The organism is Aminobacter sp. LjRoot7 (assembly GCF_964252895.1).
Lineage (GTDB): Bacteria > Pseudomonadota > Alphaproteobacteria > Rhizobiales > Rhizobiaceae > Aminobacter > Aminobacter aminovorans_B.
This window is the reverse complement of record NZ_CAXUPX020000001.1, coordinates 820,374-833,331: the sequence shown is the minus strand read 5'-3', so window position 1 is coordinate 833,331 and position 12,958 is coordinate 820,374. Positions and strand designations below refer to the sequence as shown.

14 protein-coding genes are annotated in these 12,958 nt (G+C 64.1%); 7 read left to right on the top strand and 7 right to left on the bottom strand.

Translation table 11 applies throughout. From position 1 onward, the window contains the following. Positions 1–4: 4 nt before the first annotated feature. Genes ACSQ3E_RS04080 through ACSQ3E_RS04065 form a run of 4 tightly spaced genes read right to left on the bottom strand, consistent with a single transcriptional unit; the run spans position 5 to position 2,983 of the window. Positions 5–622, bottom strand: a complete 618-nt coding sequence (locus ACSQ3E_RS04080; RefSeq protein WP_436121708.1) for a DapH/DapD/GlmU-related protein — start codon at positions 620–622, stop codon at positions 5–7. Then, entirely contained in the window at positions 619–1,326 is a 708-nt protein-coding gene (gene phnL / locus ACSQ3E_RS04075; RefSeq protein ID WP_436121707.1) for a phosphonate C-P lyase system protein PhnL, read from the bottom strand. Before phnL ends, ACSQ3E_RS04080 begins: the two co-directional genes overlap by 4 nt. A gap of 2 nt (positions 1,327–1,328) precedes the next feature. Next, entirely contained in the window at positions 1,329–2,105 is a 777-nt protein-coding gene (phnK, locus tag ACSQ3E_RS04070) for a phosphonate C-P lyase system protein PhnK (protein ID WP_108607205.1), read from the bottom strand. Further along, the gene (locus ACSQ3E_RS04065) at positions 2,102–2,983 is read right to left on the bottom strand and encodes an alpha-D-ribose 1-methylphosphonate 5-phosphate C-P-lyase PhnJ (RefSeq protein ID WP_436121706.1); all 882 of its coding nucleotides are present in this window, start codon (positions 2,981–2,983) and stop codon (positions 2,102–2,104) included. The genes phnK and ACSQ3E_RS04065 overlap by 4 nt, the downstream gene beginning before the upstream one ends. Positions 2,984–3,290: 307 nt before the next feature. Here ACSQ3E_RS04065 and ACSQ3E_RS04060 point away from each other — a divergent pair, with 307 nt between their 5' ends. Continuing rightward, positions 3,291–3,722: a type II toxin-antitoxin system HicB family antitoxin gene (locus ACSQ3E_RS04060; RefSeq protein WP_436121705.1), complete on the top strand. Its 432-nt coding sequence runs from the start codon at positions 3,291–3,293 to the stop codon at positions 3,720–3,722. 23 nt (positions 3,723–3,745) lie between these two features. Here the strand turns inward: ACSQ3E_RS04060 and ACSQ3E_RS04055 are convergent, their stop codons facing one another. The 3 genes from ACSQ3E_RS04055 to phnG are packed head-to-tail and all read right to left on the bottom strand — an operon-like array spanning position 3,746 to position 5,926. Next, positions 3,746–4,855 (bottom strand): carbon-phosphorus lyase complex subunit PhnI, encoded by a 1,110-nt coding sequence (locus tag ACSQ3E_RS04055; protein WP_436121704.1) that lies wholly within the window; start codon positions 4,853–4,855, stop codon positions 3,746–3,748. Position 4,856: 1 nt separating this feature from the next. Further along, on the bottom strand, positions 4,857–5,462 hold the full coding sequence (gene phnH, locus ACSQ3E_RS04050) for a phosphonate C-P lyase system protein PhnH (RefSeq protein WP_436121703.1): 606 nt from the start codon (positions 5,460–5,462) through the stop codon (positions 4,857–4,859). After that, on the bottom strand, positions 5,462–5,926 hold the full coding sequence (gene phnG / locus ACSQ3E_RS04045) for a phosphonate C-P lyase system protein PhnG (RefSeq protein WP_436121702.1): 465 nt from the start codon (positions 5,924–5,926) through the stop codon (positions 5,462–5,464). Before phnG ends, phnH begins: the two co-directional genes overlap by 1 nt. A gap of 90 nt (positions 5,927–6,016) precedes the next feature. Between phnG and phnF the strand changes: the two genes are divergently transcribed. From phnF to ACSQ3E_RS04015, 6 genes are all read left to right on the top strand, one after another. Next, positions 6,017–6,799: a phosphonate metabolism transcriptional regulator PhnF gene (gene phnF / locus ACSQ3E_RS04040; protein ID WP_436121701.1), complete on the top strand. Its 783-nt coding sequence runs from the start codon at positions 6,017–6,019 to the stop codon at positions 6,797–6,799. Positions 6,800–7,218: 419 nt separating this feature from the next. Then, complete coding sequence (locus ACSQ3E_RS04035; protein ID WP_436121700.1) at positions 7,219–8,328, top strand: extracellular solute-binding protein; 1,110 nt, start codon at positions 7,219–7,221, stop codon at positions 8,326–8,328. Positions 8,329–8,484: 156 nt separating this feature from the next. Next, entirely contained in the window at positions 8,485–9,474 is a 990-nt protein-coding gene (locus tag ACSQ3E_RS04030) for an ABC transporter permease (RefSeq protein WP_436121699.1), read from the top strand. Further along, positions 9,474–10,268 (top strand): ABC transporter permease, encoded by a 795-nt coding sequence (locus ACSQ3E_RS04025; RefSeq protein WP_310322005.1) that lies wholly within the window; start codon positions 9,474–9,476, stop codon positions 10,266–10,268. The genes ACSQ3E_RS04030 and ACSQ3E_RS04025 overlap by 1 nt, the downstream gene beginning before the upstream one ends. Continuing rightward, positions 10,268–11,353, top strand: coding sequence for an ABC transporter ATP-binding protein (locus ACSQ3E_RS04020; RefSeq protein ID WP_310322002.1), 1,086 nt, complete (start codon positions 10,268–10,270; stop codon positions 11,351–11,353). The genes ACSQ3E_RS04025 and ACSQ3E_RS04020 overlap by 1 nt, the downstream gene beginning before the upstream one ends. 97 nt (positions 11,354–11,450) lie before the next feature. Continuing rightward, complete coding sequence (locus ACSQ3E_RS04015) at positions 11,451–12,950, top strand: NAD(P)-binding domain-containing protein (protein WP_436121698.1); 1,500 nt, start codon at positions 11,451–11,453, stop codon at positions 12,948–12,950. The last annotated feature ends 8 nt before the right edge of the window (positions 12,951–12,958 follow it).

The following is a 12,958-nucleotide window of genomic DNA, read 5'->3' as shown; positions in this document are numbered from 1 at the left end:
CTCCTCAGCCTCCGTGCTTTTCCAGGAACTCTTCCGCCGAGAGGTTGCGGAAGTCGTCGAGGGCGACGCGTAGTTTGGCGTGATCCCAGTCCCACCAGGCAAGCGCCTGGAAGCGGTCCGCCGTCTTGCGGTCGAAGCGCTCGCGCAGCGGCTTGGCCGGTACGCCGGCAACGATGGTGTAGGGCGCGACGTCCTTGGTGACGACCGCGCCTGAGCCGACCGCCGCACCGTCGCCGACGGTAACGCCCGGCAGCACCGTCGAGCCGTGGCCGAGCCAGGTATCGTGGCCGATGGTCACCGCGTTGGAGCGGCGCCACTCGAAGAACTCGGTCTCGTGTGTCGCGTCCTCCCAGTAGTCGGAGGCGCGGTAGGTGAAGTGGTGCAGCGTCGGCCGCCAGGTTGGGTGGTTGGTGGCGTTGCAGCGCACGGCGGCCGCGATGTTGGAGAATTTGCCGACCGTCGTGCACCACAGGCTGCAGTCCTGCATGACGTAGGAGTAGTCGCCGAGCGAACTTTCGCTGATGCGGGTGCGCTCTGAAACCTCGGTCCAGCGGCCAAGCGTCGATTGTGTCACCTCGGCGCTGGGATGGATCCAGGGCTGTTCGGACAGCTTGCGGCTCATGCGGCAGCCTTTCCGGCGGCAAATGTGGTGACGTCGATGATGCGATCGGCGACCGCCTCGCGCACGTCGGCGTCGTGGAAGATGCCGAGCAGGGCAACTCCCTTCAGCTTCTTCTCCTCGATCAGGCCGATCACCACTTCACGGTTGGTGGCGTCGAGCGAGGCCGTCGGCTCGTCGAGCAGCAGCACCGGATGGTCGGTGATGAAGCCGCGGGCGATGTTGACGCGCTGCTGCTCGCCCCCGGAGAAGGTGGCGGGCGGCAGGCTCCACAGGCGCTCCGGCAGGTTGAGCCGGCCGAGCAGTTCCGAGGCGCGGGCATGGGCCTCGGAGCGTTCGGTGCCGCGGGCGACCAGCGGCTCGGCGACGACATCAAGTGCCGAGACGCGCGGCACGGTGCGCAGGAACTGGCTGACATAGCCGATGGTGTCGCGGCGCACCGAAAGCACAGTACGCGGGTTGGCGGTGGCGAGGTCGACAAGCTGGCCGTGGTGATCGACGATGATCTGGCCCTGGTCGACGCCGTAATTGCCGTAGACCATCTTCAGGATCGAGCTCTTGCCGGCGCCCGAGGGGCCGCCGAGCACGGCGCATTCGCCAGCCCTGACCGAGAACGAGACATTGGCGACCACCGGCAGGCGGATGCCGCCGCGCAGGTGCATGGTGAAGGCCTTGGAGACCTCCGAGACGATGAGGGGAGTGGCCATGGTTACACCTGAAGAATCGAAGAGACGAGAAGCTGGGTGTAGGGCGCGCGCGGATCGTCGAGCACGCGGTCGGTGAGACCGGCTTCGACGACGTGGCCGTCCTTCATCACCATCATGCGCTGCGATAGAAGCCGCGCCACGGCGAGGTCGTGGGTGACGACGATGGCCGCGAGCCCAAGGTCGGTGACCAGCCCGCGCAAAAGGTCGAGCAGGCGCGCTTGTACCGACACGTCGAGGCCGCCGGTCGGCTCGTCCATGAACACCAGGCGCGGGCCGGTGACGAGGTTGCGGGCGATCTGCAGGCGCTGGCGCATGCCGCCGGAGAAGGCGCGGGGCTCGTCGTCGATGCGCTCCTCGTCGATCTCGACGCGGCCGAGCCAGTCGACTGCGGTGGCGCGGATGTTGCCATAGTGGCGGTCGCCGATGGCCATCAGTCGTTCGCCGACATTGGCGCCGGCGGATACCGTCATGCGCAGGCCGTCGGCCGGGTTCTGATGGACAAAACCCCAGTCGGTGCGCATCAGGAAGCGGCGCTCGGCCTCGCTCATGCGGTAGAGGTCGCGCCATTGGTTATCGCGCATGCGGTAGCTGGCGGTGCCCGACGTCGGCAACAGGCGCGTCGACAGGCAGTTGAGCAAGGTGGTCTTGCCTGAGCCGGATTCACCGACGATGGCCAGCACCTCGCCGGGCCACAGGTCGAAGGAGATGTCCTCGCAGCCGATGCGCGAGCCGTAATATTTGGATAGTGCTGTGACGCGCAGAAGCGGTTCGTCGGTCATTGGGCAGGCTCCAGGATATCGGGCGAGAGGTGGCCGCGATGGCCGCAGGCCTGGCGCGTCTCGCAATGGTCGGTGTCGGAACAGACGAACATGTGCCCGCCCTTGTCGTCGAGGATGACCTCGTCGAGATAGACTTGCTCGGCCCCGCACAGCGCGCAGGGCTGGTCGAAGGTCTGGATCTCGAACGGATGGTCCTCGAAATCGAGGCTGACCACCTTGGTGAAGGGCGGCACGGCATAGATGCGCTTCTCGCGCCCGGCGCCGAACAGCTGGAGCGCGGGCGACATGTGCATCTTCGGATTGTCGAACTTGGGCGTCGGCGAGGGGTCCATCACATAGCGGCCCTCGACCTTGACCGGATAGGCATAAGTCGTGGCGATGCGGCCGTGCCGGGCGATGTCCTCGTAGAGCTTGACGTGCATCAGCCCGTATTCCTCGAGCGCATGCATCTTCCGCGTCTCGGTCTCGCGCGGTTCGAGGAAGCGCAGCGGTTCGGGGATCGGCACCTGGTAGACCAGCGTCTGGCCTTCGGTCAGCGGATGCTCGGGGATGCGGTGGCGGGTCTGGATGATCGTCGCCTTCGCCGTCTCGGTGGTGACGGCAACGTCGGCGACCTTCTGGAAGAAGGCACGGATCGACACCGCGTTGGTGGTGTCGTCGGCACCTTGGTCGATGACCTTGAGCACGTCTTCAGGGCCAATGATCGCGGCCGTCACCTGCACGCCGCCGGTGCCCCAGCCATAGGGCATCGGCATTTCGCGAGACGCGAACGGCACCTGGTAGCCGGGAATGGCGATGCCCTTGAGGATCGCCCGGCGGATCATCCGCTTGGTCTGCTCGTCGAGATAGGCGAAGTTATAGGTTGCGATGTCAGACATGACGCAAACTCTCTTTCGGTTGCGCGGCCGCTCCTTCGGCAAGACTTGTAACGCGCACAAAAATGTGCGCATTCTTCCTGCTGGGGGGATAGGGGAGATGAAGCGTGAGGCTCTGATACGAGAGCTTCGTGCTCTCGCGAGGAAACGGAATTTGCAGTTCGAAGTGTTCACCGACAGAGGGAAGGGGTCCCACTATCGCGTGCGCCTCGGAGAGCGAATCTCGACCATCCAGTCCGGCGAACTGTCGGCCCTGATGGTTCGGACAATCAAGAAGCAGCTCGGTGTTGACTGAGCGGTGGAGATCGACATGGACTACGTCTTTGCGGCAAGCATCGAGCCCGATCCAGACGGCGGCTTCCTGGTGACCTTTCCGGATGTTCCGGAGGCCATCACTTGTGGAGATACGATTGCCGCGGCGCGCATTTCCGGTGCTGAAGCGCTCGGCCTTGCCCTGCGAGGCATCGCAGCCATGGGACGCCCATTGCCGATGCCGACGGCTGCGGGCAAAGGACTGGTGCCTGTCGCGGTAGCGCCCGATACGGCGTTCAAGTTGGCGGTGGTCGAAGCCTTCGGCCAGTCGGGCCTGTCTAAACGGGAACTTGCTCGCCGTCTCGGCAAGGCCGAAACGGAAGCCCGCCGCATTCTCGATCCTGATCATCCGACCAAGCTGCCTATTCTGCAGGCGACGCTTGCATTGCTGGGGAAGGACATCGTGATTTCGGTGCGCGACGCGGCGTAAGGCGGCATCCAGAGGAGAGGGACTCATTCCGCCGCCTCCCGTTGTTCGGTTTCGCTGGTCTGGTTGCGCTTTTCGTGCTCGCCGCGCATGCGGCGGACGAGGTCGAGTTCGGCCTGGAAGTCGACATAGTGCGGCAGCTTCAGGTGCTCGACGAAGCCGGTCGCCTGGACGTTGTCGGAGTGCGAAATCACGAACTCCTCGTCCTGGGCAGGCGCGGTGATGTCCTCGCCCAATTCGCCGGCGCGTAATGCACGGTCGCACAATGACATCGCCATCGCCTTGCGTTCGGACTGGCCGAAGACCAGCCCGTAGCCGCGGGTGAACTGCGGCGGCGCCTTGGCCGAACCCTTGAACTGGTTGACCATCTGGCACTCGGTGACGCGGATACGGCCGAGCGTGACGGGGAAGGGCAGTTCGGGAACGTCGAGCTCGAGCTCGACCTCGCCGATGCGGACCTCGCCGACGAAGGGATGGCTGCGGCCATAACCGCGCTGGGTCGAATAGCCGAGGGCGAGGAGAAAGCCTTCGTCGCCACGCGACAGCGCCTGGAGTCGGATGTCGCGCTCCATCGGAAACTCGAGCGGCTCACGGGTGATGTCGCCGGTGGCATGATCCTCGGGCAGCTCGCCATCGGCCTCGATCAGCCCTTCATGGGCAAGGATCTCCGACACCCGCGCCATACGCTGGCCGTCGCCCTCGCGCTGCTCGGGCTCTGAAATGGCAGGGTCGTTTGCCAGTTCCGGGTCGAGCAGGCGGTGGGTGTAGTCGAAGGTCGCGCCGAGCAGCTGGCCGCCGGGCAAGTCCTTGTAGGTCGCCGACACCCGGCGTTCGACCTGCATGGCAGCGGTGTCGATCGGCCTGGTGTAGCCGAAGCGCGGCAAGGTCGTGCGATAGGCGCGGACGAGGAAGATCGCCTCGATCAGGTCGCCGCGCGACTGCATGATGGCAAGTGCTGCCAGCTCACGGTCGTAGAGCGAGCCTTCCGACATGACGCGGTCGACGCCGAGCGCCAGCTGCTCGACGATCTGGTCGATGCGCAGCGACGGTACCGAGCGGTCGCCGCGGCGGCGGTCGGCAAGCAGGCGATGAGCGTTGGCGATGGCGGCTTCCCCGCCTTTGACAGCCACATACATATCAGGCCTCCATCGTCTTGATGCGGACAGTGCGGGGCAGGCAGGCAACCGCTCCGGGCGCTGCCAGGATCACATCGACGCCGCGCGGGAAGCGGGCGCCATTCTGCTTCCACTGTTCAACGAAGTGACGCGGCAGGGGCGTCGGCGCGATGGTGTCAGTCGTCTCGATGCCGGGGCCTTCGAGATGCAGCGGCGTTCCATCAGTCAGGCTTTCGACCTGCAGGATCAGTGTCGTCGAGCGATCGGGATATTCCTGTGTTCCTTGCGCGAAGTTCTCGAGCGAGATCAGGCTGGCCGGGTTGGCGACAAGCGCGAAATGCGCGTCGGCCGGTGTGGCGGCCTGCGGCGCGCCAGTGTGGAAAGCGAGCCAGGACTTTGCCGCCGAAACCTGAAGTCCGACATCGAGCCAGAGCGGGCTGTCGTGGTCGCACAAGGTCACCGCCACCGCTCCCGCGGTTGCCGCCAGCGGTGCGGGCGGCTGAGCCAGGCCAGCTACCTGCTGGACTGTCCCCGGACGCGCCATGGCGTCCATGACGGCACGGAAAACCGTCTGGGCGTTGAAAACTGGGGCGGCAAAGCCGCCGTCGATCACATCCATCTGGTCCATCAGTCCTCTCCGCGCACCATGGTGAAGAAGTCGACCTTGGTCGCAGCCGTCTCGGCGCGGCTGGTCGCATCGGCTTCGGCTTGTGCGGCACGCAACGGCGCGATGATCTTCTGTTCGATGTCGGCGCGCCGGTCGGCGTTCTGCCAAAGTGCATCCGTGATGGCCGAAAGGCGGGCCTTCTCCTTGTCGCGGCCGAGCGCGTAGGAATGGCCAATCTCGCCGGACGCCAAGCGCACCGTGGCGCGGGTCACCGTCGCTTCGCCAAAGTTGAAAGGCGCGCCGCCGCCGCCGATGCGTCCGCGCACCGACACCAGACCGGTCTCCGGGCCGCGCAGCATCTCGGCTTCGCCTGAAATGCCCGCCTCGGCGCACAGCCGCTTCAACTCATCCACTGGTGCCAGCGAAAGCGCTGCCATGGCCGCCTTGCGTGCTGCTTCCAGTTCTCTTTCCTGCCGTCGGTCCATCTCGTTCGCCGCTCCACTTCATATTTGTCTATTGTTCTATACAATCGAACAACATACAATGGGCTTGTAACGACGCTCCGTGACGGGCGCATGACAGGTGGCAAGGCAGGGGCGGCGGATTTGATCGGGCAGGCGCAAAAACAGGCGGTGACGCGCAAGAGCGGGGTGGCGCTATGGCGCCAGATCGCCGACCAGATCCGGCAGGCGATCTCGGCGGGAGCGCTGGGCGCCGACGGCAAGCTGCCGCCCGAAATGGTCCTGTCCGAACGCTTCGGCGTGAACAGGCACACGCTGCGCAGCGCCATTGCCGCACTCGTCCAGGAAGGCGTGCTGCGAGCCGAGCAGGGCCGGGGCACCTTCGTCGAGAGCCGCCAGAAGCTGTCCTATCCGATCTCGGCGCGGACGCGGTTTTCCACCGGCCTGCGCGAGCAGACGCGTGAGCGTCGCAGCATCCTGCTCGCCGATGCGGTCGAGCCAGCCGGCAACCGTGTCGCCGAGGCCCTGGGACTTGCGCCGGATGCGCCGGTGCTCCGGCTGGAAACGCTGAGCGAGGCCGACGGCCGGCCAGTGTCACGGGCAACGAGCTGGTTCGACGCTGAGCGGTTTCCCGGCTTCGCCAGGATCTACGCCGAAACCGGATCGATCACGCTCGGTTTCCAGCATTTTGGAATCGAGGATTATTTCCGCAAGTCGACGCTGGTTTCGGCGCGCCACGCCGATGCCGCCGACCTTGCCGACCTCAAGCTGTCCGCCGGTGCCATCGTGCTCGTCGCCAGGGCGATCAACGTCGACACCGCAGGCGTGCCGGTCCAGTACGCCGAAACCCGCTTTGTCGCGGACAGGGTCGAGCTAAGCGTTTCGACGGAGGCCTGAGCTTCCGGCGATTCACCGCCGCTGCCAAGGCGCATGGTGGTTCATCCTAGCGTATCGTAGATCGCTGACAATCGGATTCGATTTCCGCGCCCGTGCTTAGTTGGCTTGCCAGTGCAAGCCTATGCGGGGCCTGCTGTCTGCATATGTTGGTGGCAAACAAGATTCTTTCTAACAATGCTTGACATTTGTCCGGTTTAGAGAAAAATTCCAGTTTAGTGGAATTTGCGGACGGAATGTCGGAATTCAGGACTGGCTTGGTGGAGGACTTTGCGCCAGTTCATTAGTAGTCTGTAAAACACCGCTGAGAATACCTCTTCGCCGGCTTGTCGGTCGCGCAGTCTTTTCGGCTGCGTGAGGGCGGGTTTTATTGCGCGGCGAAAGCCGGGCTAACGATTGATATTATCCAAATGGGGAACATAATGAACAATATTCTGGTACCGAACCGCCGTACCGCGCTGAAGATGCTTGGTGGTGGCGCCGCAGCCCTTGCCATGCCCGCCGTCATCCGCCCGACCCCTGGCTGGGCCGCGAATGGCGTGCTGAACATCACCACCTACGACAAGTTCCTGCCGCAGGAATTCCTCGACAAGTTCCAGAAGGACAGCGGAATTCAGGTCAACATCCGGCTGACCGACGACCAGGGCAAGCAGTACAATCTGCTCACCGCCGAAGGCGCCAATCCTTCGACCGACATCGTCACGGTCGCCGGCCACCGCTATTCGCAGTTCATCGCCTCGAAGCTTCTGCAGCCGCTCGACACCGGCAAGATCCCGAACTGGAAGAACCTCAACCCGGCCTACCAGAACGCTGCCTGGGCGCGCGTCGACAACAATCTCTGGGGCCTGCCGATCCTCGCCGGCTATGAGGGCCTCGCCCGCAACGTCGACTATGTCAAGGAAGCGCCGAGCTGGGAGATCATGTTCGACCCGCAGTACAAGGGCCAGACCTCCTACATCGTCAGCGATTTCATGACCATCGTCATGCAGTATCTCGGCCATGACGGCGACTTCGTCAGCTATGTCGACAAGGCCGAAGTGGCGCAGAAGGCGACCAACGAAGCGCGCGACTTCCTGATCAAGCACAAGGACATGGTGCGCAAGTACTATGACGCCGGCTCAGAAGTGCAGCAGATGTTCATCAACGAGGACATCTATCTCGGCCATTCGTGGTCGGGCCCGGCCGCCAAGCTGATCATGGACGGTCACCCGATCCAGCTGTCGGTGCCGAAGGAAGGCACGTTCGGCTTCTGCTACACGCTCAACGTCGTCAACAACGCGCCGAACGCCGAGAACGCCTACAAGCTGCTCGACGCCGTGCTGGCAAGCCCGGAAGTGGGTGCCGCGATGACCCGCCAGTCGGGCTACAGCTCGACGATCAATGGCGTCGCCGACATGCTCAACGACCGCGAAAAGCTCGCCTCGACGCTGCCGCAGGAAGAGCTCGAGCGCATCGTCTTCTTCTCGTCGGTCAATCGCGACATGAAGAACGAGATGATCGACCGCGCGACCGCAGAGGTCAAAGCGGCCTGACGAGGCGAAAGCCTCGCATGGCCCATCGCCTGTCCCGGAGCGCTGCGACGATCTCCGGGACAGGCTGCCGGCCTGTCCAAACACACAACACGCGCTGACTGACCTGCCGGCATTGCCAGGCGGAACAAGTTGGGCTGCGCCAACCGAGATTGTTTGATGGTGAGTAGCAACACGACAGCCGGCTACGCGGCGGGGCGCAGCGATGCGTCGGTGCCCAGATATTCCACCGGCATCGCCAAGGTGGTCAATTCCGCGCTCTACCGGCACACGCTGGGGGCCGCGGTGGAATCCCGGATCGGCCGCATCATTCTTCTGGCCGGGGTGCCGCTAATCTGGCTGATCATGCTGCATGTCGGGCCGATCTATCAGATGCTGAAGATAAGCCTGATGTCGCACTACCCGGTGCTGCCGGGTGTGGAATCGCGGTTCACCCTGGACAACTACGCGATCTTCTTCAGGGAATCGCTCTACTTCACGCCGCTGATCAAGAGCTTCATCTTCGCGACTGCAGCGACAGCGGTGACGCTGGTTGTCGTCTATCCGGTGGCTTACTACGTCGCCAAGGTCGTCAAGCCGGAGGGCCGCTCCAAGGCGCTGCTGCTGCTCTTGGTGCCGTTCTGGGCCGGCGAGCTGATCCGCACATTCTCGGTGATCATGCTTTTGGCCAACCGTGGCGCGGTCAACGTGCTGCTGCGCGAGATCGGCTTGATCGACCGGCCGATCCCGATGCTTTACACCTCGTTCTCGCTCGGCTTCGGCCTTGTCTACCTGATCTGCCTCTACATGCTGTTGCCACTCTACTCGGCGATCGAGAAGATCCCGGGACAGTATCTCGATGCGGCTGCCGACCTAGGTGCTGGTCCGTTCACCCGCTTCCGCCGGATCATCCTGCCGCTCTCCAAGGACGGCATCGTGTCGGGCTGCTCGCTGGTGTTTTTGACCTGCATCGGCGTCTTCGCAACCCCGATGCTGCTCGGTGGCCCCAACACCGTACTGTTCCCTGAAACCATCAGCGGCTTCTTCCATGGCGCCAGCGACAAGTGGCCCGTCGGTGCTGCCTTCGCGCTGATCATGCTGGTCACCGCTTTGATCACCGCAGGCATCTTCATGCGCCTCGTCGGCGGCAAGAAAAGGAGTGCATTCTGATGCGCAACATGTTTGCGGACGCTCCGCGCACGTCGCTGACGGCAATCTACTGGGCCTTCCTGCTGTACCTGCTCCTGCCGCTCACGCTGATGATGGCAATGAGCTTCAAGGACGCCAACTTCGTCGCCTTCCCGATCGGCGAGTGGACGCTCGACTGGTACGCTAAGGTGATGCAGGACAAGCAGTTCCTGGAAGCCTGCCTGTATTCGGTGATGATCGCCGCCGCTTCGACGCTTGCCGCAACGACGCTCGGCACCTGGATCGCCATGCTGATCGTCGCCGAAGGCATCAAGGGCCAGGTCATCATCTTCGCGCTCGCCTGCCTTCCGGCTGTGGTGCCTGGCATGATCTCGGCGATTTCGCTGCGCATCTTCATCTCGACGATCGACATGCCGACCGGAACAGCGGCCATCATCCTCGGCCACACGGTGCATGCCGTGCCCTTCGTGGTGGTGATGGCGCTGACCCGTCTGCGCTCGATGCCGGGTAATCTCGTCGATGCCGCTCGTGACCTTGGTGCCGACAGCATCGTTGCCTTCTTCCGGGTGACGTTGCCCTATCTCGGACCGGCGCTTGTCGGCGGCATGATCTTCTGCGTGCTCTTGTCGATCGACGACTTCGTCCGCACCTTCTTCCTGGGCGGTTATCGCCCGACACTTCCCATGCTGATCTTCGCCAAGGTGCAGGGCGGCATGTCTCCCGAAATCAACGCAATGGCGACACTCGTCCTGGTGGTTACCGCCGCCGTCGGACTTTACGCCGAATACATGACCCGCCGCGCGAGGACCCGCTGATGGAACCCGTCGTCCAGTTCGACAATGTCACCAAGAGCTACGGCAAACATGTTGCCGTCGAGAACCTGAACCTCAGCATCGAGGCCGGCAAGTTCGTCACGCTGCTCGGGCCCTCCGGCTGCGGCAAGTCGACCTCGCTGCGCATGCTCGGCGGCTTCGAGACGCCGAACTCCGGCCGCATCCTGCTTGGCGGCAAGGACGTGACGCGCGTTCCCCCCAATAAGCGCAACGTCAACATCGTGTTCCAGGACTACGCGCTGTTCCCGCATATGAGCGTCGCCAAGAACATCGCCTTCGGCCTTGAGCTCAAGGGACACGACAACCAGTTCATCCACCGCCGTGTCTCGGAGCTGCTCGAACTCGTCCAGCTCCAGGACTATGCCAAGCGGTTGCCGTCGGAGCTGTCAGGCGGCCAGCGCCAGCGCGTCGCGCTGATGCGTGCACTGGCACCGGATCCGGAAGTGCTGCTGCTCGACGAGCCGCTGTCGGCGCTCGACGCAAAGCTGCGTCAGCAGATGCAGATCGAGCTCAAGTCGATCCAGGAAAAGACCGGCAAGACCTTCATGTTCGTGACCCACGACCAGGAAGAGGCGCTGACCATGTCCGACACCATCGTTGTCATGAACAAGGGCCGTATCGAGCAGATGGGTGATCCGAACACGCTTTATGGCCGCCCCGGCTCGGTGTTCGTCGCCAACTTCATCGGCGAGACCAACCTGTTGCGCAGCACCGTCGTCGGCACCGAAGGCGACCAGGCCGCGCTGAGCTGGAACGGCGTCACCATCAAGGCGGCACAGGGTGGGCTCGCGCCCAAGGCCGGTGACCACCTCTATGTCGTGCTGCGTCCAGAGGCGATCCACTGCTCGGCGGCTGAGCCGGAAAGCGGCAACCGCATCAAGGGCAAGATCCGCCAGCGCGTGTTCAAGGGCAACCACACCTCGCTTTCGGTCGAGGTCGGCGACGGCACCATGCTCAATGCGCTGGTCCACCCCGCCGACGTCAGCCAGCTCAATGGCGAGGATATCTGGGTCGGCTGGAAGCCCGAGACCACGACGGTCATCCCCGACCGCCACGCGCACAACTGAGACGACAAAGGGCCCGCGCCGGGAACCGATGCGGGCCGACAGCAGGCAGGGCAGGACATGCGACATGACGATTTCGACCGGACATCGGGGGCGACCCATGGCGTTTGACGTACAAGCGCCGCTGCAAGCGGCTGCCTCCGGTCTCGCCGAGCTCGAACGGCGCGTTCGCGATGAGCTGGCCTGCCTGTGCTATCCGCCGTCGAACTGGGTGGTGCCGACCACGGCCGAGGGTGCGGAAAAGGTCCACGACGTCGTCGTCATCGGCGGCGGCATGTGCGGCCTTGTTGCCAGCTTTGCGCTGATCGGCGCCGGTATCCAGAACATCCGCATCTTCGACCGTAGCCCGGTGGGCTTCGAAGGTCCCTGGCTGACCTATGCGCGCATGGAGACGTTGCGCTCGCCCAAGCAGCTGACCGGCCCGGCCTATGGCATGGCATCGCTGACCTTCCGCGCCTGGTATGTCGCGCAGTTCGGCAACGAAACCTGGGCGGAACTCGACAAGATCGCGCGGCCGATGTGGATGGAATACCTGCGCTGGTACCGCAAGGTGCTCGACCTGCCGGTCGAGAACGGCGTCGAGGTCAAGACCATCGTGCCGGAAGGCGAGCTGATGCGGCTGACGCTTTCGGGCGAAGGCGTGCGCGAGAAGTCGGTGCTGACCCGCAAGGTGGTGATGGCCACCGGTCGCGACGGTATGGGCCATCCCAGCATTCCTGGTTTCGTCGACGGCTTGCCGCGGAAATACTGGGCGCATTCCTCCGACGCCATCGACTTCGTTGCTTTGCGCGGCAAGCGGGTAGTCGTGGTCGGCGTCGGAGCGTCGGCCGTCGACAATGCCGCCGAGGCGCTCGAGGCAGGGGCGGCCGAAGTTCGCCACCTCATCCGCCGCAAAGAGATGCCCTGCATCAATAAGCTGATGGGCATCGGCTCGTTCGGCTTCACCTCAGCCTTCCCGCAGCTCGGCGATGCCAGGCGCTGGCAGATCATGAACTATTCGCTGCGCACCCAGACGCCGGCGCCACGCGGCTCGACGATGCGCGTCAGCCGCCATCCGAACGCCTGGTTCCACTTCGATGCGGCTGTCGAAAGGGCCGGGCTCGATGGCGACGAAATCGTCATCTCGACATTGCAAGGCAAGGCGGTCCGCTGCGACTTCCTGATCCTCGGCACCGGCTTCGGTGTCGATCCGCTGGCGCGTAAGGAACTCGACGGCTACGCCGACAAGATCCTGTTGTGGCAGGACCGCTTCACGCCGCCGGAAGGCCAGGAAAACAGTGAGCTCGGCAACTATCCCTACCTTGCCAACGACTTCACCTTCCTCGAGCGCGAGCCGGGGCAGGCGCCCTGGCTCGCCAACATCCACAGCTTCAACTCGGGTGCCGCCGCCAGCCTCGGCAAGATGAGCGGCGACATCCCCGGCATCAGTGAAGGTGCGGCGTGGCTGGCGCGTGAGATCGCCGCCAAGCTCTACACCGAGAATTTCGGCCAGTACTGGCAGCGGCTGCTCGACTACGACACGCCCGAACTGCGCGGCGACGAGTGGACGGCATCGCCCTTGCCGGACGAAGCGCCGGCAGCCGCCCGCAAGCAGGCATAGGAGGACGG

Excerpts from the sequence above, each read along its gene's own strand:
- ACSQ3E_RS04015 (WP_436121698.1), top strand. The coding sequence starts at position 11,451 with ATGGCGTTTGACGTACAAGCGCCGCTGCAAGCGGCTGCCTCCGGTCTC.
- ACSQ3E_RS04020 (WP_310322002.1), top strand. The coding sequence starts at position 10,268 with ATGGAACCCGTCGTCCAGTTCGACAATGTCACCAAGAGCTACGGCAAA.
- phnF (WP_436121701.1), top strand. The coding sequence starts at position 6,017 with ATGACAGGTGGCAAGGCAGGGGCGGCGGATTTGATCGGGCAGGCGCAA.
- ACSQ3E_RS04055 (WP_436121704.1), bottom strand. The coding sequence starts at position 4,855 with ATGTATGTGGCTGTCAAAGGCGGGGAAGCCGCCATCGCCAACGCTCAT.
- ACSQ3E_RS04035 (WP_436121700.1), top strand. The coding sequence starts at position 7,219 with ATGAACAATATTCTGGTACCGAACCGCCGTACCGCGCTGAAGATGCTT.
- ACSQ3E_RS04080 (WP_436121708.1), bottom strand. The coding sequence starts at position 622 with ATGAGCCGCAAGCTGTCCGAACAGCCCTGGATCCATCCCAGCGCCGAG.
- phnH (WP_436121703.1), bottom strand. The coding sequence starts at position 5,462 with ATGGACCAGATGGATGTGATCGACGGCGGCTTTGCCGCCCCAGTTTTC.
- phnK (WP_108607205.1), bottom strand. The coding sequence starts at position 2,105 with ATGACCGACGAACCGCTTCTGCGCGTCACAGCACTATCCAAATATTAC.
- ACSQ3E_RS04025 (WP_310322005.1), top strand. The coding sequence starts at position 9,474 with ATGCGCAACATGTTTGCGGACGCTCCGCGCACGTCGCTGACGGCAATC.
- ACSQ3E_RS04060 (WP_436121705.1), top strand. The coding sequence starts at position 3,291 with ATGGACTACGTCTTTGCGGCAAGCATCGAGCCCGATCCAGACGGCGGC.
- phnL (WP_436121707.1), bottom strand. The coding sequence starts at position 1,326 with ATGGCCACTCCCCTCATCGTCTCGGAGGTCTCCAAGGCCTTCACCATG.
- ACSQ3E_RS04065 (WP_436121706.1), bottom strand. The coding sequence starts at position 2,983 with ATGTCTGACATCGCAACCTATAACTTCGCCTATCTCGACGAGCAGACC.
- ACSQ3E_RS04030 (WP_436121699.1), top strand. The coding sequence starts at position 8,485 with ATGGTGAGTAGCAACACGACAGCCGGCTACGCGGCGGGGCGCAGCGAT.
- phnG (WP_436121702.1), bottom strand. The coding sequence starts at position 5,926 with ATGGACCGACGGCAGGAAAGAGAACTGGAAGCAGCACGCAAGGCGGCC.